This is a genomic window from Pelomonas dachongensis, assembly GCF_043555865.1.
In the GTDB taxonomy this organism is placed as follows: Bacteria; Pseudomonadota; Gammaproteobacteria; order Burkholderiales; family Burkholderiaceae_C; genus Pelomonas; species Pelomonas dachongensis.
The window spans coordinates 488,761-506,673 of sequence record NZ_JBIGHY010000004.1; the positions used below are offsets into that span (position 1 = coordinate 488,761).

Consider the following 17,913-nt stretch of genomic DNA (forward strand, 5'->3'; position numbering starts at 1 on the left):
GCCGGGCTGGCCTGCTGGCCGCCAGACGAACACGCGGGCCGCGTTCAGGCCTTGTCCACGTCTTCCAGCAGGCGCATCACCGCGGCCTCGGCGGCCTCGCAGGCCGACTCCAGCCCCACGTGCACCTTGCCGCAGTGCTCACCGGCGAAGTACAACGAGCCCACCGGGCGGTCCAGCAGCGCGGCGTAGCGGCCGATGCCGCCGGGCGCGAAGCTGGCCACGTGGCCGCGGTTGAAGGGCTGGGTCGTCCAGTTGTGCACGTGCGTCACGCGCACCGCGCCGGCGGTGGAAGGGCGTAGTCGGGCCAACTCGCGGGTCACCACGTCGCCGACCTGGTCGACGGGCAGGCGGTCCAGCGCATCGGTCGCCTCGCCGTTGATGAAGGCCACCAAGTTTCCCGGCGAGCCGTCCCGCGAGGGCAGGCGCAGCACGCGCTCGATGGGACCGTCGGACCAAAGTTCCGGCGACATGCCGTCCTGCTCCCAGAAGGGCTTCTTGATCTCCATGAAGACCTGCAGCAACTGGCCGTAGCGGATCTGGCGCCACGCCTCGCGCTGATGCGCCGGGATGCTGATGCCGCGCACGCCATCGATCCGGATGTCCTTCATCACCGACAGTGGGATGGTGCTGATGCAGGCGCGGGCGCGGTGCACGCTGCCGTTCTGGCAGTGCACGACGGTACCCGTTGGGCCGGCCTCGATGCGGTGAACGGCGCGGCGCAGCAGCACCGGCCGGCTCAGCGAGGCGGCCATCGCGTCGGTCAGCGCGCTGGTGCCGTCGCGTACCTTGCTCTGGCGGCCGGCCTTGGCTTCCCACAAGTAGCCGTGGATCTTGCGGATCGCGTCCAGCGCGTTGGCCTCGTCGAGGTTGCGGGCGCCGACATTGACGTTGAACAGACGCAGCGCTTCCTCGGAGGCGCCCACCGCCAGGAAATACTGGCGCAGCGACATGCGATCCAGCGCCGCGAACTCGGGCTTGAGCCAGTCCGACAGCTCCACCAGTGGCTGCTTGTTGGCGCGGATGTAGTGGCCATACAGCTGCTGCGGCAGCATGGCGCGCTCGGCGGGCGCCAGCCGGTTCAACGGCGAATCCACCCAGGGCCGGTTGACGACCGGCTGGCCGTACACGCTCATGGCCACCGAGCCGCCGCCCAGCGCCGACGGGCCGCCGGGCTGCTGGTCCACCAGCGCGACGCCCAGCTCGGCCGCGTTGCCTCGCACGCGGCCGTAGCCGAAGCCGATCTCGGCTGCGCCCATCTCGGGCCGGCCGGGGACACCCGTCTCGGTCCAGCAGCGGCCGCCGACACGGCCGCTGGCTTCCAGCACCGTGACCTTCAGCCCAACTCCCTGCAGCATGCGCGCCGCATGCAGGCCTGCGATGCCCGCGCCCAGGATCAGCACATCGGCCGGTGCCTGCGTGGCACCTGCCAGGCCTGTGCGGGCGGCCAGCGCCGTGGCGCCTGCGGCCAGCACGGTGCGTCGATTCAACTTGTGTTCAACCATCGGTCCTCCTGGGCGGCAGCAGGTCGCAGGCCGCGTTTCGAACCAGTACAGCACGCAGCGAAGTCGGGCGCGAATCGGCGAGGCCTTGTGTTCAAGAGGCGATTTTTCGAGGTGTTCCGCCCGTCCTCGCTGCATGAACAGGCCTGGTGCCGCGCTAGCCTGGGCCGGCCTGTTGCGGCTAGCGTGACCGTCTTAATCTGCCCCGCATGCCACCGATGAACGCCACCGTCGCCCCCGAAGACCTTGTCCGGCAGCTGATCGCTGCTCTGGGCGCCGATAGCGTCAGTACCGAGGAGGGCCGGCTGGGGCTGCTGTCGCGCGACGTGTACGCGCAGGGCGGCCGGCCACTCGCGGCGGTGCTGCCTCGTACGGTGGCCGCGCTGCAGACCGCCGTGCGACTGTGCGCGGCCGCTGGCACGGCGATGGTGCCGCGTGGAGGCGGTGCGTCCTATACCGACGGCTATCTGCTTGCGGCCGGCGGCCATGTGCTGTTAGACACCGGCGCGCTGGACGGCATCGAGATCGACACGGTCAATGCGGTCGTGACCGTGGGCGCCGGCGTAACCTGGGCGGCACTGCGCGAGCGCTTGGCGGCGCACGGTCTGCGCACGCCGTTCTGGGGGCCGTTCTCGGGTCTGGTGGCCACGGTGGGCGGCAGCGTCAGCCAGAACACGTTGAGCCACGGCAGCGCCAGGCACGGGATTTCGGCCCAGTCGGTGCTGTCCCTGGATGTGGTGCTGGCGTCGGGCGAGCTGCTGAGTACGGCCATCAGCTCGGCCACCCGCCATTTCGGGCCAGACCTGACGGGCCTGTTCACGGGCGACTGCGGCGCCTTGGGGATCAAGGTGGCCATCCGCATGCCGCTGATCGCGGCAAACGCCAGCTTCGAGGCGCTGTCCTTTGCCTTTGACGACTTTGCGAGCTTCCACGAGCTGTTGCGCCTGGCCGCGCTGGAGGGCCTGGAGGACGAGCAGTTCGGCCTGGACCGTTCGCTGTCCCAGGGCCAGATCGGCAAGCAGGAGGGCCTGGCGTCGCGGCTGCGCATTGCCGCCGAGGTGTTCCGCTCGTCGCCCGGCGTGCTGGCCGGCGTGAGGCAGTTGCTGCGCATGGCGGCGGCGGGCGACGCGGTGCTGGCCAGCGGCGCCTACATGGCGCACTTCATCGTCGAGGGCGCCAGCCAGGCCGACGCGGCGGCCAAGGCTGGGCGGCTGCGCGCGCTGGCGCTGCCGCGAGGCCGTGAGATCGCCAACAGCGTGCCCGGCTTCGTGCGGGCACTGCCCTTCGCGCCGCTGACCAACATCCTCGGCCCCGCAGGCGAGCGCTGGGTGCCGCTGCACGGCGTCCTGCCGCATGCGGCAGTGGCTGGCTTCCATGCCGCGCTGCTGGCGCTGCGCAAGCGGCGCGGCGCCGAGATGGCGCGCCTGGGCGTCTGGATGGGCACGATGTTCGCGACTGTCTCCTCCACAGGCCTGCTGTACGAGATCGCGCTGTACTGGCCCGATGCACCCACGCCCTACCACCAGGACTTGCTGGGCGATGAACACCTGCGCAGCGTGCCAGCCCATGCCGCCAATGCGCACGCTGCTGCATTGGCGGCCGAGGTCAAGCGCGAGCTGATCGAGCTGTTCGCCGCGCACGGGGCCGCGCATTTCCAGATCGGACGCGCCTACCCCTATGCTGGCCGGCTGGACCCTGCGGCGCTGGCGCTGCTGCAAGCGCTCAAGGCCGCGCTCGACCCCCGTGGGCTTATGAACCCGGGCAGCCTGGGGCTGTAGCGCCTGTGCGCCTGTTCGCGAGGTGAATCACGGCGCTGCTGCGCGTTGACCCCTGCGGCGCCGTCCCCTAGCCTGTGCCGCTTCGACAGCCTTCCCCATCCTCACCATGAGCCTTCCCACCGCATCGCCCTCGGCCCTGGGCTCCGCCGCCGCGCCGGAGGCCGGCGAGTTCCGGCGCGACCACGCCTGGCGCATCGTGTTGGCGGCCTGGATAGGCGTGGCGCTGGGGTTGACGGCGCTGCCGTTCTACACGCTCGGGATCTTCGCCAAACCGCTGGCGCTGGAGTTCGGCTGGTCGCGCGCGGTCATCCAGAGCGGCTTCACGTTCTCGATGCTGGGCGTCATCTGCAGCGCCTGGGCGGCCGGCTGGGCCATCGACCGCTTCGGCGTGCGCCCTGTCGCGCTGTTCAGCCAGGCCGGGCTGGCGCTGGGCTTCGTCGGGCTGGCCTTGCAGAACGGTTCGCCCATGGTTTGGCAGGCCACGTGGTTCCTGTTTGCCGTGCTGGGGGTGGGCACCACGCCGCTGACCTGGTCGCGCGGCATCGCCTCCTGGTTCGACAAGCGACGCGGGCTGGCGCTGGGCATCGCGCTCAGCGGCACCGGCGTGACGGCGCTGGTGGCGCCGCCGGTCATCAACCAGGTCGTGGCGGCCTATGGCTGGCGCGCCGGCTACGTAACGGTGGCGCTGTCCATCGTGCTGGTGGCGATGCCGGCGGTGTGGCTGCTGTTCCGCGACAAGCCGCGCGCCGCGCCGGGCACGGCGCAGGCCCAGCCCGCAGGCGAGGGCATGACGCTGGTGCAGGCCTTGCGCACGCGCCATTTCTGGCTGCTGATCGCCGCCTTCTGGGTCATTTGCGCGGCGGTGGCGGGCCTGATCCCGAACCTGGTGCCCATGTTGACCGACGCCGGGCTGAGCATGACCGAGGCCGCAGGCTATGCCAGCCTGCTGGGCCTGAACGTGATGCTGGGCCGCCTGCTGGCGGGTTGGCTGCTGGACCGCTTCTGGGGGCCGGCCGTGGCGCTGGTGCTGTTGATGCCGCCCACGCTGGCCTGCCTGCTGCTGGCCGTGCCGCAATGGCCTGGCGCCGCCGTCATGATGATCGGTCTGGCCGCCGGCGCCGAGTTCGACCTCATCGCCTACCTGTGCCTGCGCTACTTCGGCACGCGCAACTTCGGCCAGATCTACGCGTGGCAGTGGGTCAACTTCTCGGTGGCTGCGGGCGTGGGACCCATTGCCTTCGCGATGATCTTCGACCGCACCGGCAGCTACCACGACGCGCTGCTGGTGGCCGCTGTGCTGCTGGTGCTGGGGCCGCTGCTGTTGCTGGGCCTGGGCCGCTACCCGAAGGCCTGGTCAACGCGCTGAGCGCCCGCCGCGCCGCCACTAAACTGCCGCGAGGGACAGCCGAGAGTGGATGAGCAGGTGATCGGGAGCTGGGGGCCATGGCAGAGCGGGACGAGATCAAGTCGCTGAAGAAGGCCCTGCGTGCCATCACCTTCATGAACCAGCACGGCGACGTGACCGCCACCCAGGTGGCGAATGGCATCGGCGTGCCGCGTGCCACGTCCCACCGCCTGCTGCAGACGCTGGCCGCCGCCGGCTATGTCGACAAGCTGCCCAACAGCGACATCTACCGCCTGACCAGCCTGGTGCGGCAGCTGGCGGTCGGTTTTCGCGACGAGGACCTGCTGATCGAGATCGCCCGCCCGCTGCTGGCCGAGGCGCAACAAGAGCTGGGCTGGGCCATCGCGCTGAGCACGCCGCGTGGCACCGAGATGGTGGTGCGGCTGAACACCGACCACGATTCGCCGCTGGCGCTGATCCGCTACGGCGTGGGCGCCTCGCTGCCCATCTTGCTGTCCACCTGCGGCTACTGCTACCTGGCGCATTGCACGCCGGCCGAGCGGGAGTCCATCGTGAATACGACGCTGCAAAGCGATGAGCGGCGCGCGCCTATCCATTTCGACCGGCCGCAGATCCAGCAGCTGATCGACGAGGCCCGCGTCAACGGCTTTTGCCACCTGGAGTTCGACCACTACCGCGAAGGCAACCTGGGCGTGCCGCTGCTGCTGGCCGGCCGGCCGGTGGGCGGGATTGTGATGCGCTACATCAAGTCGACGCTGCGCAACAAGGACAAGCTGCGCGAGGTCTACGCACCGCGCCTGCAGCTGCTGGCCCGGCAGATCACTGAAAGACATCCGGCGCATGCCGAAGGCGCAGCGCACCAATTCAGAGAGTGAACAGTGCCGCAGTGCGCGCTTCGGGAATGCGTGGCTGCCGTCTAGTCTGTGTTCGACAGAAAGCCAGACGCAGGGAGCGCACCGATGAATCCACCCACCCCCGGCCGGCGCTGCCGCGCCGACCCGCCGTGACTTCGGTGCCCGAAGCCACCGTCGGCCGGCTGGCCGAAGTTGTCGCCGCCTGGCGCGAGGCCACGCCAGGCGAGCTGCTGCTGCACGAGGCCAAGCGGTTGCTGCTGAACCAGCTGAAGGCCGCGGCCGAAGCCAGCCAGCAGCCGACTGGGCAGCGCCTGCTGGCGCAGGCCACCAGCGCAGCGCCCGAGGGCGCGCGGGCGCGGCTGTGGTGGTCGGGCGCCGCGACCACGCCGCAGCATGCCATCGCCGTCCATGAACATCTGCTGGGCCTGCTCGACTTCGGCGACACCCATCTGCCCACGCAGGGACACTTCACGGCGCGGCTGCTGCCCGGCCTGCTGGCGCGGGCCGAGGCCGGGCATCACGACGGCGGTCGGCTGCTGACGGCGTTGCTGGTGGGCCTGGAGGTCGCCATCGCCGTGGCTTCCGAGGAACAGGCCGGCGCGCCCCGGTTTGAGGCGCTGGCGCTCGAACTGGGTGCCGTGGCCGCGCGATGCACGCTCGAGGGGCTGGACCGGGGTGCGGCCATGCAGGCGCTGGGCGAGGCCAGCGGCGGCTGGCGGGCCATGCCCGGTTCGGCGACGCTGGCAGCGCTGGGCAACTTCGACAGCCTGAAGGGCATCGCCCTGCATTGCCGCCCGTTACCGGTGGCGGCGCTGGCGCCGGTGGAGGCCGTGCTGGCGCTGCGCGCGCAGGCGGGCCGCCGGACCTTGCAGACCCTTCAACTGGCGCTCTCGCCCCAGGCGGCGTCGCGGGCGGATGACGGTCTGGCCGACAGTGTGGCTGCGGCCTGGCTGATGGGCCAGTTCACGGTGGCCGAGACATCGCCGGCCTGCCGCCAGCATCCGGCGACCGTGGACCTGCGTGAGCGCATCCGGTGGGTGGTGGACGAGCGCCTTGACGGCGTGCAGGCCTGCGTGCTGCGGGCCGCTTACGTGGACGGCGGGCAGGAGGAATGCCGCGTCGAAGCTTTCCTGGGGTCGCCGCGCGGCCCACTCAGCGACTCGCAGCTCAGCGAGCTGTTCCGTGGCGCGGCGAGCGACGTGGTGCGGCCGCGACGCGCGGGGGAAATCCTGCAGGCGGTCTGGGGGCTGGAGCGGGCCGCCGACGTGGGCAGCCTGATATCGCTGCTAAGGCCGGCAGCCTGAGCCGCCTCAGGCGGTGGCCACCGCCTCGACAGCCATCGTCGCCCGGCGCGAGCCCGGCTGATTCAGTGCGGCCGAGATCTCGCGCGCTGCAGCCTTCAGGTCGTCCGCATAGCGCCGCACGGCTTCGGCCATGGGAAGCGCCGAGGCGAAGAACACCAGCGTCAGCGTCGCGATGACCTCGCCCTGATTCATCACCGGCACGGCGATCGACGAGGTCTTGCCCGGGAACTGGGTGTGCGGGTTGCGCTCCCAGGTGGCGTAGCCGTTGTCGCGGATCATCTGGACCAGGCGCTCGGACTTGAACATGTCCAGCAGCGGCGTGCGGCGCTCGTAGGCCTCCAGCCCTGCCAGCAGGCCCAGCCTTTCCTCATGGCCGATGTGTGCCAGGAAGGCATGGCCCGAGGCGCACTCCAGCAGCGGCAGGCTGTAGCCGGGCGCGTAGTTGCAGAAGGTCAGCGAGCTGAGCGTGTGCGTCGAGTCGCGCACGATCATGCTGCGGCCCACATGCGTGGTCAGCGAGACGGGCCAGGCGTGCTGCTGTGTCAGCGCCACCATGTGCGGGCGGGCCACCTCGATGAGGCTGCCGTTGTCCGCGTAGCCCAGCGCCAGCGACTGCACCAGCGCCGTCACGCGGTAGCGCTTGCACCCGGCTTCGCACGTGACCAGGCCCTCGTGCATCAGGGTCTGGATGATGCGGAACGTGGTCGGGTAGGGCAGGTCGACCGCCTTCGAGATCTCCATCACCGTCAGCCATTCGCCACGGTTGATGGCCTGCAGCACGGCGATGCTGCGGCTGACGGATCGGATGGGAACGCTCTTTTCCATGGGGCACCTGTGAAGCTGGGGTGAGGGTTGGAGGCCTTGACGCCGTCCTGCCAGGCTGAGGGACTGTGTTCAGTACGTTGCAAGCCTAGTGCCACGACTGAACCGAAAACATCGGGTCAAAACGCCTGCCCGCATTGCGGGCGCGGGTGGCGAGGTAGTTGAATTTCCACTGCGGCCTGGCTGCATTCGCGGTGTGGACAAAGCCTGCGCGCTGCTGGCCCTCGCCTTGCGGGCCTGGGCACACTGCCGGCGCCTCTTCTGCCGGGTCCTGCGCATCGTGTCCTCCTTCTCCTTCCAAACCGTGCCCCATCTGGTGCTTGAACGTGGCGCCGGCGCGCGGCTGGGTGTGCTGCTGGCGCAGCGCTGGCGGCCGGGCCGGCTCTGTGTCGTCACCGACGCCTTTCTGCACCGCAGCGGCCTCCTGGCGCCGGCGCTGCAGGGGCTGGCCGCAGCCGGCTTCAGGCTGCTGGTGATTGACGACGTGCAGCCCGACCCGGCCGACCACGTTGTGGAGGCCGCCGGCGCGCGTGCGCAGGCCTTCGGCGCTGAATTGGTGCTGGGGCTGGGCGGCGGCTCGTCGATGGACGTTGCCAAGCTCGTCGCGGTGCTGGCAGCCGGTAGCCAGCCGCTGGCCGGTATGTACGGCGTTGACAAGGTACAGGGCGAGCGGCTGCCGCTGGTGCAGATGCCGACGACAGCCGGCACGGGCTCGGAGGTCACACCCATCGCCATCGTGACGACCGGCGCCACGCACAAGAGCGGCATCGTCGCGCGCCAGCTTTATGCCGACCTGGCGGTGCTCGATGCAACGCTCACGACCGGCCTGCCCTCGGCCATCACCGCGGCCACCGGCATCGATGCGATGGTGCACGCCATCGAGGCCTTCACGAGCCGGCGGCTGAAGAACCCCTTGTCCGACGCGCTGGCGCTGCAGGCGCTGCGGCTGCTGGCGCAGCACCTGCTGCGGGCCTGCACGCAGGGCGACGACCTGGATGCTCGCGAGGCCATGCTGCTGGGCGCGCTGCTGGCCGGCCAAGCCTTCGCCAATGCGCCGGTGGCGGCGGTGCATGCGCTGGCCTATCCGCTGGGCGGGCGCTTCCACCTGCCGCACGGGCTGAGCAACGCGCTGGTGCTGCCGCATGTGCTGCGCTTCAACGCCGAGGCGGCGCCGCAGGCCTATGTCGGCCTGGCCGAGGCGTTGCTGCCGGGATGCACTGGCAGCGATGCCGACAAGGCCGGCGCCTTCATCAGCCACCTGATCGCCCTGATTGCCGCGACCGGGTTGCCGCTGCGGCTGCGCGACCACGGCATTCCCGCCGACGCGCTGCCGCAGCTGGCCGCCGACGCCATGCTGCAGACGCGCCTGCTGGTCAACAACCCCCGCGAGCTGACCGAGACCGATGCGCTGGCGATCTATCGGAGTGCCTTTTGATGACGTTGCCCTCATCCCCCTTGGCGCTGCTGGCGGATGCTGACCTGCTGAAGACAGACGCCTTCGTCGACGGGCAGTGGGTCGGTGCGCGGCGCCGCTTCGCTGTGCATGACCCGGCCACGGGCCAGGTGCTGGCGCAGGTGGCCAACCTCGGCGCGGCCGATGCCGAGGTGGCCATCGACGCCGCCCACCGCGCCTGGCCGGCCTGGCGCGACAGCACCGCCAAGCAGCGGCATGCAGTGCTGCTGCGCTGGTTCCAGCTGCTGATGGCCCACCAGGACGACCTGGCCCGGCTGATGACGGCCGAGCAGGGCAAGCCGCTGGCCGAGGCGCGCGGGGAGGTGGCCTATGGCGCGAGCTTCGTCGAGTGGTACGCCGAGCAGGCCAAGCGGGTCAACGGCGAGACGCTGCCGCAGTTCGACAACAGCCGCCGGCTGCTGGTGCTGCGCCAGCCCATCGGCGTGTGCGCCGCCATCACGCCCTGGAACTTCCCGCTGGCCATGATCACCCGCAAGGTGGCACCGGCGCTGGCGGCGGGCTGCACTGTGGTGCTGAAGCCAGCCGAGCAGACGCCGTTGACCGCGCTGGCCGTGGCCGAGTTGGCCCGCCGCGCCGGTCTGCCCGCAGGCGTGCTGAACCTCGTGACGGCGGACGGCGCGGGCAGTGTGGACATCGGCAAGCAGTTCTGTGCCAGCGAGCGGGTGAGGCATCTGAGCTTCACCGGCAGCACCGAGGTCGGCCGGCTGCTGATGGCGCAGTGCGCGCCGACCGTCAAGAAGCTCGCGCTGGAACTGGGCGGCAATGCGCCCTTCATCGTGTTCGACGATGCCGACCTCGATGCCGCCGTGGACGGCGCCATCGCAAGCAAGTTCCGCAACGCGGGCCAGACCTGCGTTTGCGCCAACCGCATCTATGTTCAGGCCGCCGTCTACGAGGCCTTCCTCGACAAGTTCGGGGCGCGCGTCGCGGCGCTCAAGGTGGGCAACGGCTTTGAGCCCGATTCCGTGCAGGGGCCGCTCATCGAGCCGGCCGCGCTGGATAAGGTCGACGCCCATGTGGACGACGCGCTGGCGCTGGGCGCCCGCCTGCTGGTCGGCGGGCGGCGGCTGTCGGGCCAGTTCTATGCGCCCACCGTGCTGGCCGACGCGACGGCCCAGATGCTGTGTGCCCGCGAGGAGACATTCGGCCCACTGGCTCCGGTGTTCCGCTTCGAGACCGAGCAACAGGCCATCGAGCTGGCCAACCGCACTGAGTTCGGCTTGGCTGCCTACTTCTACAGCCGCGACTTGGGCCGTGCCTTCCGCGTCGCTGAGGCGCTGCAGTGCGGCATGGTCGGCGTCAACGCGGGTGTCATCGCCACTGAGCACGTGCCGTTCGGCGGCATCAAGCAGTCCGGCCTGGGCCGGGAGGGCGCGGCGGTGGGCATCGAGGAGTACCTGGAGATCAAGTACGTTTGCATGGGCGGCATGACCTCGCCGGCCGGCGTGGCCCGCGCTGCAGCCTGACCAGAGAGAGAAGAGGGCGGTTGCGACGCAGCACCAGCCCCGCAACAAGGAGACATCGATGTCGTTCCAACCTCTGTACCACCAGAAGCGTCGCACCGTCGCAGAGGCCGTCTGCGAGGTGCGCGACGGTGATACCGTCGTCGTGCCGACCGGCGCGGCCGAGCCGCCGGCGCTGCTGAGCGCGCTGTCCGATCGCCGCCGCGAGCTGCGTGGGGTGCGCATCGGACAGATCCTGCCGCTGACGCCTTTCGGCTATTTCGACCCCGAGACCGTCGAGCACATCCGGCCGCTTGGCTACTTCCTGGGCGCGGCCTCGCGGCCCGGCGCCCAGCAGGGCTGGGTCGACACACTGGCCTGCCACTTCTCGGAGCTGCCGCAGATGATCCGGCGCGGCCTCGCGCCGGCTGACGTGGTGTTCAGCCTGGCCTCGCCGATGGACGAGCATGGCTACTTCGCCCTATCGCTGGGCGCTGACTACACGATGGCTGCCGTCGAGCGTGCCCGCTCGGTGGTGCTGGAGGTGAACTCGACGGTGCCTTTCGCGCACGGCAATTGCCATGTGCACATTTCGCAAGTCACCGCGCTCGTCGAGAGCGATGCGCCGCTGCGCGAGGTCGGCATGCCCTCGATCGGGCCTGTGCAGGAGGCCATCGGCGGCTACGTCGCCGACATGATCGAGGACGGGTCGACGCTGCAAATAGGCTATGGCGGCATCCCGGACGCGGTGGTCCTGCAGCTGCGGCACAAGCGCGACCTGGGCATCCACTCGGAGATGATGGGTGACGGGCTGCTGTCGCTGATCGAGTGCGGCGCGGTGACCAACCGATGCAAGAACTTTCAGCGCGGCAAGTCCATCGCGACCTTCGCGCTGGGCTCGGCGAAGCTGTATCGCTACATCCACCGCAACCCGGCGTTCGAGCTGCACCCGGCCGACTTCACCAATGACCCCCTTGTCGCCGGGCAGAACGACCGGCTGGTGTCCATCAACGCAACGCTGCAGATCGATCTGTTCGGCCAGTGCGGCTCCGAATCCCTGGGGCCGACGCCGTACTCGGGCACGGGTGGGCAGTCCGACTTCGTGCGTGCCGCCAATCGCTCGGTGGGAGGCAAGTCATTCATCGTCCTGCCCTCCACCGCGAAGGACGGCTGCATCTCGCGCATCGTGCCGACGTTGGAGCCGGGCACCTGGGTCAGCACCAGCAAGAACGACGTCAATCACGTGGTGACAGAGTTCGGCGTCGCCCAGCTTCGGGGTAGGTCGATGCGTGAACGGGCGCGTGCCCTCATTGGCATCGCGCATCCAGATTTCCGTCCCCAGCTCGAAGAGCAGGCGGGCCGCTTGAAGCTCATATAGGGATCCATGGCTTGCCCCACAGATCCCTGGGTGGACCGCTCAGTGACCTTGCTCGCGTTCCCCGGATCACATAGCTGAGAGCGTTACGCGGCTTGTCTTTGCTGTGCGGCATGCCACGCCCTTTCGAATTGCATCGGACTGACGCAGTCGAGCGACGAGTGAAGCCGCCCGTGGTTATGGAATGTCAGCCAGTCGACGATCTCATCCATTGCCTCATGCCGGGTAGCGAGCCGTTGCCCGTGCAGCCTGCCGACCTTCAACGATCCCCATAGGCTTTCGGTGGGCGCATTGCCCAGCAGTTGCCCTTGTGGCTCATTGAGCTGCGCATGCCGGACTTGGCCAGTGCAGTCTGGAGGTCCCCGCTGCACTGCGTGCTGGCTGCCACGGTCGCTGTAGAAAATCAGGCCGGCCGCGGGCCGGCGTCTTAACAGGGCAATATGCAGTGCTTCGTGAGCATCTCGCGCCGCGGCGGCGTCAGCCACCACAAGGACTGCGACGAGCCGCGTTGCATCGTGTTGTCCCAACGAACCAACCATCTTTTCAACTGCATTGCGGATGGAGGGGACATCCGAGGGGCTGGCGCTCAGCTCCAGCCCACCCATACGCAGTATGACCACCGAGCCGTACAGGCTTGCCACGGCCGGCGCAAAGCCCTCGTTGTGATGCGGCACAAGACGCAGCGCCCCCGTCTGAGCGATACGAATTCACTTCAGAACCGCTCGGAATAACTGCGGGTCTTCGCGGCCCCGCAAGTCGGGGGCGGGGCCGTCACAAGTACTTACGAAGTCGGCCATAGACTCGAAAGTCCGCAATTGCAGGCACGCTCTCGATGCGCCTTCCACCGGCTCGCTCCTTTGGTCATGCGGCGGCAACGCTCGGGATGGCGGTCCTCCTTGGCCCAGGCCCACTGGCCGCGCCGTTGGCGCAGGCCATGCCGGCCGCGGTGTCGCTTGCAGGCTCCAGCGGCATCGCCAATCGATTGCGACAACTCCTGCGCCCCCCGGAAGCGCCCCCCCGTCCCACCACGCCAACTCCGGATGTGACTGCGAGAGGCCGCATCGCACGCGAAGCGGCGGAACCACTGCCCGCCGACGCACCGCGTCGGTACGAGCTGGACCTGGCCCCGCTGATCGACCGGCGCGAAGGCGGCGAGATCCGGGAGATGGGGCTGTCCGCGATGAACAGCGACCGCCCGGAACGTCTAGCGGTGATGCGAGAAGTCGGGGGCCTGCGCAAGGAGTGGCGCTCAATGCCGCTGCCCGGGCTGGAGGCCATGCCGCCTTACCTGAACTGCCGCTATGAGCTGGCGGATCGAAGCGGCGAGGAGCCTCGAGTCATTTCACGCCAAGTGAAGTTCTGGTTCGGCCAGCGCCCGGGCTTCACACCCGCCGTGAGCGTGGATGCACTGAAGGAACTGCAGTTGGCCGACGTCGCGCTGCAACGTTGCCCGTTGACCTGGGGAGATGCACTGACGGCAGCGTTGGGGCCATCGGCCTGGGCGCAGATACAGACCCGGGAGCGACCGGCCGTGCGACGGGCAGAAGCACCTGCCGCGCCCGTCCCCCCACCACCTGCTGAGCCCGTCACGGCGCAAGCGCAGGCAGCACTGCAGGCGGGCCCTGCAGTGGCGGTGGCAGACGTCACCCCCGAGCCTGAGAAACCCGTCGTCTCGCTAGCTTCCCTGCCCCCGATCCCGCGCTGTGATCACCTCGCTGCGCATCCGGATGACCCTGAGGCCCACGCCAAGGGTGTGGCCGACGCCGACCTGGATGCTGCCGCCGTGGTGTCCGCCTGCGAAGAGGCCGTCAAGCAGGACAAGAACAGCCCTCGGCTGGCGTTCCAGCTGGCGCGAGGCTACCTGGCCTCCGACAGGATGGAGGCCGCGATCGAGCGCCTGATCGCGGCCGCCAAGCAAGGTCACGGCGCGTCACTGGCCTACCTCGCCGACATTCACTTGGACGGCGCGCCAGGCATTGAGCCTGACCCGCGCACCGCGCATGCGCTGTACCAGCGGGCCCTGGAGTCCGGGTTCGAGCCCGCGGCCAAGGTGCTTGCCGAGTTCGCCGATTTCACCGAACAGGTGGCCATGGCTGAGCGCGAAGAACAGGAGCAAGACAAGGCCGATGCATTGAGCGCCGCGCAAGCCGCGAAATTGCCCAAGCCCAAGCTGAAGGCGCCCGAGCTCATCGACAACATCATGGCGCGCAGGTTCGAGGCGATCTCCGCAGACGAATCCTACGCCAAGGCCTACCTGACCGCGGTCGCCGACACGCTCTACGAGGAGTGCAGCGCGCACTTCACCGCCCAGGAGGTGAAGGACATGAAACAGGACTTCGCCCGCATCCAGCGCTTACCTGGGCGATTGATGCCCAGCATGCCCTCCTTCGGCGGAGGTCTGGGTCAGGCCAGCAGGGTGCTGCAGGAGAACCTCACGATCCGGGAGAAGCTCATCGCTGCGCGAGGGGACGACGATGCCAACCGCGAAGAGGACGTGCGTCTGGCCATCCTCGCGGACGATATTCCGCTCGACGGCATGAACGACGGGTTCTTCCTGATCCTCAAGCACGGTTGCGGCAGCCCGGCGCTGGATACCTTCAAGAAGAACGCCTGGTCCTTCGTGACCAACGAGTGGGCCCCCGAATACCAGTTCACCTCCAGCATCGACAAGGTGTGCGTGGAGTCTGCGAAGAAGGCCGGCCACGAGCAGGCGGGGCGGCAGCAGTGCGAGTGCCTGGTCAACGCCAACACCATCAACCCCAAGTCCCAGAAGGTGCGCAAGGACCTGTACGAGGACTACTGGCCCGTCACCCAGCGGCTGATCCGGTCCAAGCCCGGTCGCTACAGCGGCTGCGGCGCGCGTTGAGTGCCACGCCACGAACTACGAGCCTGAAGGAATCTCCATGAGCCGCCTTGCCACCATCGCGATCGTGCTGCTGGGCAGCTTGGCCAGCGCCGCTCACGCCCAGTTCGATGCCCGCGCCCAACAGCAGCAAGCGGCCCGCCAGCAGCAGCAGGAGCAGATGCGTCGCCAGCAAGAGGACATGCGCCGCCAACAGCAAGAGCAGATGCGCCAGCAGATGCAGCAGCAGCAGCGACAGCAGATGCAGCAGCAGCAACGGGAACAGATGCAGCAACAGCAACGCGAGCAGGCCCGCCAGCAGCAACAGGAAATGCAACGCCAGCAGCGGCAGCAGCAAAGCTCGCAAAGCAGACAGCAGGCGCAGGACGCTCAGCGCCAGGCGCAGCAGAACCAGCAGCGTCAGGCGCAGCAAAATGCCGCCCAGGCTCAGCGCACTCACGCCGCAGGCCTCAGCGACCGGCGCACCTTCTCCAACGGTGTCAGCAAGTCCGTCGCGCCTCCGACCAACGCACAATTGGCCAAGGGCTACACCGGCAAGCAAACGCTCGATGGCCGGGCACTGGTGAAGGTCAACAACCGCATCCTCGCGGTGCCGGCCTCCCGCATCGGTCTCAAGTCGCAACCCGCGACCAGCGACCGCGGCACGGGCCCCACATCGGCGCCCTCGACGTGGTCCGCCCAGAAGCAAAGCGCCGTGCGAGCGGACGTGCAAAAGCTGGCCAGCGCCGCCGGCGGAGGCGGTTCCGGGAAAGGCCGAGGGGGGGAGGGCGCGGGAGGGAATGGGGCCGGGCTGTCCAAGGTATTCAACGCCGCGGCGGGCAAGCGGATCGAATCGGCAAAGGTTGCTCGGGCGAATGGAATGCAGATGGGCAATGTCCAACGCGTGAACGCCGCGGTGGTGAACATCCCCTATCTGGACAAGGCAGCGCTTGAGAAGGGCTGGAAAGGCCCGGGTTCGCTCAAGTCGGGTCCCCGCAACTACGTCTCTCAAAGGACCGAGCGATTCGTTCGTGTCCACACGGACAAGAACAGGCCTGGCGGCAGCTTCATGGTTCGTGAAAAGGAGATCGCCCACTTGGGCAACGACGCCGAGAAGATCCGCGTCTACCTCGGACTTCCCTACAAGCCGCAGTTCATCAGCGATGTGGATGTCCCGGCCGGCACGCAGATGCAAGTGAGCGTGATTGGCAAGAATTTCGACAAGGAAACGGCCGAGGGGTTCCAGTACATCACGATGGACGAGTTGCCTCGCGAGGCCTACACGAACACGCGGGAGTTGAAGTAGGACACAACAGCCGCTTGCTGCGCCTGCTGCGTCCGGGTTGGTGCGCGCTCGGGCGTGGACTCGGCTCATGCGCCTTTGACGACCGACTGTTCGGCCTTGAGAGTTCGGATCAACTCTCGCAGCACGTCTCTGGCCTTGAACAAAGCCCAGTGGCGAACGGGAACATGATCACATGGGACTCAATAGGTTTCATATGAGTCCGTACAGGCGTGCAATCCGCATCGCAGTTCGGCGGTCGGGGGCGTCGAGCTTGGCGCTCACTCGCGAGAACCGGTAGTCCACGCTCCTGGGCTTGATGCCCAAAGTGGCTCCGACGACCTTGCTGGTGTGGCCCGCCGCTTCATGACGTAGCAGCTCGAGCTCCTCGGCCGTGATGCGCGACCTTTCTACGAGGTCGTCGTGTACGGCACGAAGCAGCCAATCATGAAGTTCCATCGCAAGCGCTCGGCCCACGATGCGAACCATCTCGTAGTCGGAGCCATCGAATCGTTCCGGTTTTCTCGAACCGAGTACCAACACGCCAAACCGCGCTCCGCCGAAGCAGGTAGGGGCGGGGACAATAAAGGTCGAAGTGAAGCCGAGGGTCCTGGACCTCCCGATGAAATCCTGCTCTTCTGGCCGCAAGGGTAGCTCTTCACCTCGGATCGGTGCCTGGCTATCGAGCGCGTGCCGGAGCCACGGATCATGATCGTGCCAGTCGACGCGGGAGTACTCGATGGCCCATCGCGAATCGCACGCAAGCAGGGACCGTATGGACGTTCGAGTGGCATCGTCCTTGATCGCGCTGATGAACACTCCGGAATCGGCCCCTACCTGCCGAACGGCTCGCCAGAACAACTCAAGGGCGGCCTGCTCGCTGGCTGCGTTGCAGAGTTCCGGCAACAGGCGGAGTGCCTGCAGAACGTTGTCCGGAACGGCCGGCGGCGCCTTCTGGTCGAGCAGATCAGTCTTGTCCGGCAAAGAATTCATGGCCGCGGCTACGAAGAAGGTCGCACAGCAGTGGATCCTCAGAGCGAGTGGGTTCGATGTCGCACCATCGGTCGAACGTCGTCCTGTCTTCGAAGAGCATTGCGTGCGACGTTCGCGGACCGGTCGATGGACAGACGCGTTTCTCGATGAGCAAACCTTTTGGCGTCCGAGCGATGGCAAACGCGACAGTGCCACCGCATGAGATGAGAACGCAAGTTCCTTGACCACCGGTCTTCAGCAGACCGACGTGGCAGTCGGCGACATTATTTCGGTGCCGTTGGTCGCGCAGTGCACGTCGCTTGGGCCCCAGGTCTCTGGGCGCGTCGATGGGGTCGAGCTTGCGGTGTTGTTCGCGGAATGCCGCGCTACGTTGAGAGCCGTTGAGTGCGGCAATGTCGTCTGGGTCCATCCCCTTCTCCTGTGGCACGCTGGAATGCCATGCGCTCTGTGTCGCGATGGCAGTAGCGCATGAAATGCCCCCGGGATGCATTGAGGACCATTGACGCTCAGTTGTCCAGTTCGTTCCGTTGCCGGCCGAACGGTTGTAGGCGTGCTTGGTTCGATGTCTGCCGCGTTCCGACCTTCGCCGGTTCGCTGGTTTGGACCGAACGCTCGCCACGGTGCTTCGTTCGGTGTTTCGAGGGAATCGACTTTGCTGTAGAACGGACCGGGGAAAGATGACCGATCATTTGGTCTGGCGAAACAGTGCAAGATCCTCGGCAACGGCGCGCTTACAAAATGTTTCCTTTTAGCGGTGTTGGCGGCGGTCAGGATCCGCTGTTATTCGGCGGTGAGGACGCGGTTTTGCAGCTGAGCCAGTAGCGGGAACGAACAGCGGCAAGCTCCCTGCGGATCCCGACGCAGAGGCGACGGCATCAACCG

At 68.0% G+C, this 17,913-nt stretch carries 13 protein-coding genes and 1 pseudogene; 9 read left to right on the plus strand and 5 right to left on the minus strand.

The window, feature by feature from the left end:
* Nucleotides 1–44: 44 nt before the first annotated feature.
* The gene (locus ACG02S_RS14275) at nt 45–1,502 is read right to left on the minus strand and encodes a flavin monoamine oxidase family protein (protein WP_394471124.1); all 1,458 of its coding nucleotides are present in this window, start codon (nt 1,500–1,502) and stop codon (nt 45–47) included.
* A 215-nt stretch (nt 1,503–1,717) separates the two neighbouring features.
* Between ACG02S_RS14275 and ACG02S_RS14280 the strand changes: the two genes are divergently transcribed.
* The 4 genes from ACG02S_RS14280 (at nt 1,718) to ACG02S_RS14295 (ending at nt 6,801) form a co-directional block, all read left to right on the plus strand.
* Nucleotides 1,718–3,277 (plus strand): FAD-binding oxidoreductase, encoded by a 1,560-nt coding sequence (locus tag ACG02S_RS14280; protein ID WP_394471125.1) that lies wholly within the window; start codon nt 1,718–1,720, stop codon nt 3,275–3,277.
* 106 nt (nt 3,278–3,383) lie between these two features.
* Nucleotides 3,384–4,643, plus strand: a complete 1,260-nt coding sequence (locus ACG02S_RS14285; protein WP_394471126.1) for an MFS transporter — start codon at nt 3,384–3,386, stop codon at nt 4,641–4,643.
* 77 nt (nt 4,644–4,720) lie between these two features.
* Nucleotides 4,721–5,518, plus strand: a complete 798-nt coding sequence (locus tag ACG02S_RS14290; protein ID WP_394471127.1) for a helix-turn-helix domain-containing protein — start codon at nt 4,721–4,723, stop codon at nt 5,516–5,518.
* 128 nt (nt 5,519–5,646) lie between these two features.
* Nucleotides 5,647–6,801, plus strand: a complete 1,155-nt coding sequence (locus ACG02S_RS14295; RefSeq protein WP_394471128.1) for an MmgE/PrpD family protein — start codon at nt 5,647–5,649, stop codon at nt 6,799–6,801.
* A gap of 6 nt (nt 6,802–6,807) precedes the next feature.
* Here ACG02S_RS14295 and ACG02S_RS14300 read toward each other — a convergent pair whose 3' ends face one another.
* Nucleotides 6,808–7,626 carry an IclR family transcriptional regulator domain-containing protein gene (locus ACG02S_RS14300; RefSeq protein WP_394471129.1) on the minus strand — a complete coding sequence of 273 codons (819 nt, stop codon included), beginning with the start codon at nt 7,624–7,626 and terminating at the stop codon, nt 6,808–6,810.
* A 277-nt stretch (nt 7,627–7,903) separates the two neighbouring features.
* Here ACG02S_RS14300 and ACG02S_RS14305 point away from each other — a divergent pair, with 277 nt between their 5' ends.
* From ACG02S_RS14305 to ACG02S_RS14315, 3 genes are read left to right on the plus strand one after another with little or no spacing between them, the layout of a single operon-like run.
* Nucleotides 7,904–9,058 (plus strand): iron-containing alcohol dehydrogenase, encoded by a 1,155-nt coding sequence (locus ACG02S_RS14305; protein WP_394471130.1) that lies wholly within the window; start codon nt 7,904–7,906, stop codon nt 9,056–9,058.
* The gene (locus tag ACG02S_RS14310) at nt 9,058–10,563 is read left to right on the plus strand and encodes an NAD-dependent succinate-semialdehyde dehydrogenase (protein WP_394471131.1); all 1,506 of its coding nucleotides are present in this window, start codon (nt 9,058–9,060) and stop codon (nt 10,561–10,563) included. The genes ACG02S_RS14305 and ACG02S_RS14310 overlap by 1 nt, the downstream gene beginning before the upstream one ends.
* Nucleotides 10,564–10,621: 58 nt before the next feature.
* Nucleotides 10,622–11,917, plus strand: coding sequence for an acetyl-CoA hydrolase/transferase family protein (locus ACG02S_RS14315; protein ID WP_394471132.1), 1,296 nt, complete (start codon nt 10,622–10,624; stop codon nt 11,915–11,917).
* Nucleotides 11,918–12,000: 83 nt separating this feature from the next.
* Here ACG02S_RS14315 and ACG02S_RS14320 read toward each other — a convergent pair.
* Nucleotides 12,001–12,366 (minus strand): annotated as a pseudogene (locus tag ACG02S_RS14320) (transposase); the annotation flags it as partial.
* Nucleotides 12,367–12,797: 431 nt separating this feature from the next.
* On the opposite strand from ACG02S_RS14320, the gene ACG02S_RS14325 reads away from it, so the two are divergent.
* Both ACG02S_RS14325 and ACG02S_RS14330 read left to right on the plus strand, forming a co-directional pair.
* Nucleotides 12,798–14,780: an SEL1-like repeat protein gene (locus ACG02S_RS14325; protein ID WP_394471133.1), complete on the plus strand. Its 1,983-nt coding sequence runs from the start codon at nt 12,798–12,800 to the stop codon at nt 14,778–14,780.
* A gap of 37 nt (nt 14,781–14,817) precedes the next feature.
* Nucleotides 14,818–16,062 (plus strand): hypothetical protein, encoded by a 1,245-nt coding sequence (locus ACG02S_RS14330; RefSeq protein ID WP_394471134.1) that lies wholly within the window; start codon nt 14,818–14,820, stop codon nt 16,060–16,062.
* A gap of 189 nt (nt 16,063–16,251) precedes the next feature.
* Here ACG02S_RS14330 and ACG02S_RS14335 read toward each other — a convergent pair whose 3' ends face one another.
* Nucleotides 16,252–17,031 carry a helix-turn-helix transcriptional regulator gene (locus ACG02S_RS14335; RefSeq protein WP_394471135.1) on the minus strand — a complete coding sequence of 260 codons (780 nt, stop codon included), beginning with the start codon at nt 17,029–17,031 and terminating at the stop codon, nt 16,252–16,254.
* On the minus strand, nt 17,006–17,440 hold the full coding sequence (locus ACG02S_RS14340) for a hypothetical protein (protein ID WP_394471136.1): 435 nt from the start codon (nt 17,438–17,440) through the stop codon (nt 17,006–17,008). The genes ACG02S_RS14335 and ACG02S_RS14340 overlap by 26 nt, the downstream gene beginning before the upstream one ends.
* Nucleotides 17,441–17,913 lie beyond the last annotated feature (473 nt).

Excerpts from the sequence above, each read along its gene's own strand:
- ACG02S_RS14275 (WP_394471124.1), bottom strand. The coding sequence starts at position 1,502 with ATGGTTGAACACAAGTTGAATCGACGCACCGTGCTGGCCGCAGGCGCC.
- ACG02S_RS14280 (WP_394471125.1), top strand. The coding sequence starts at position 1,718 with ATGAACGCCACCGTCGCCCCCGAAGACCTTGTCCGGCAGCTGATCGCT.
- ACG02S_RS14285 (WP_394471126.1), top strand. The coding sequence starts at position 3,384 with ATGAGCCTTCCCACCGCATCGCCCTCGGCCCTGGGCTCCGCCGCCGCG.
- ACG02S_RS14290 (WP_394471127.1), top strand. The coding sequence starts at position 4,721 with ATGGCAGAGCGGGACGAGATCAAGTCGCTGAAGAAGGCCCTGCGTGCC.
- ACG02S_RS14300 (WP_394471129.1), bottom strand. The coding sequence starts at position 7,626 with ATGGAAAAGAGCGTTCCCATCCGATCCGTCAGCCGCAGCATCGCCGTG.
- ACG02S_RS14310 (WP_394471131.1), top strand. The coding sequence starts at position 9,058 with ATGACGTTGCCCTCATCCCCCTTGGCGCTGCTGGCGGATGCTGACCTG.
- ACG02S_RS14315 (WP_394471132.1), top strand. The coding sequence starts at position 10,622 with ATGTCGTTCCAACCTCTGTACCACCAGAAGCGTCGCACCGTCGCAGAG.
- ACG02S_RS14325 (WP_394471133.1), top strand. The coding sequence starts at position 12,798 with ATGGCGGTCCTCCTTGGCCCAGGCCCACTGGCCGCGCCGTTGGCGCAG.
- ACG02S_RS14330 (WP_394471134.1), top strand. The coding sequence starts at position 14,818 with ATGAGCCGCCTTGCCACCATCGCGATCGTGCTGCTGGGCAGCTTGGCC.
- ACG02S_RS14335 (WP_394471135.1), bottom strand. The coding sequence starts at position 17,031 with ATGAATTCTTTGCCGGACAAGACTGATCTGCTCGACCAGAAGGCGCCG.
- ACG02S_RS14340 (WP_394471136.1), bottom strand. The coding sequence starts at position 17,440 with ATGGACCCAGACGACATTGCCGCACTCAACGGCTCTCAACGTAGCGCG.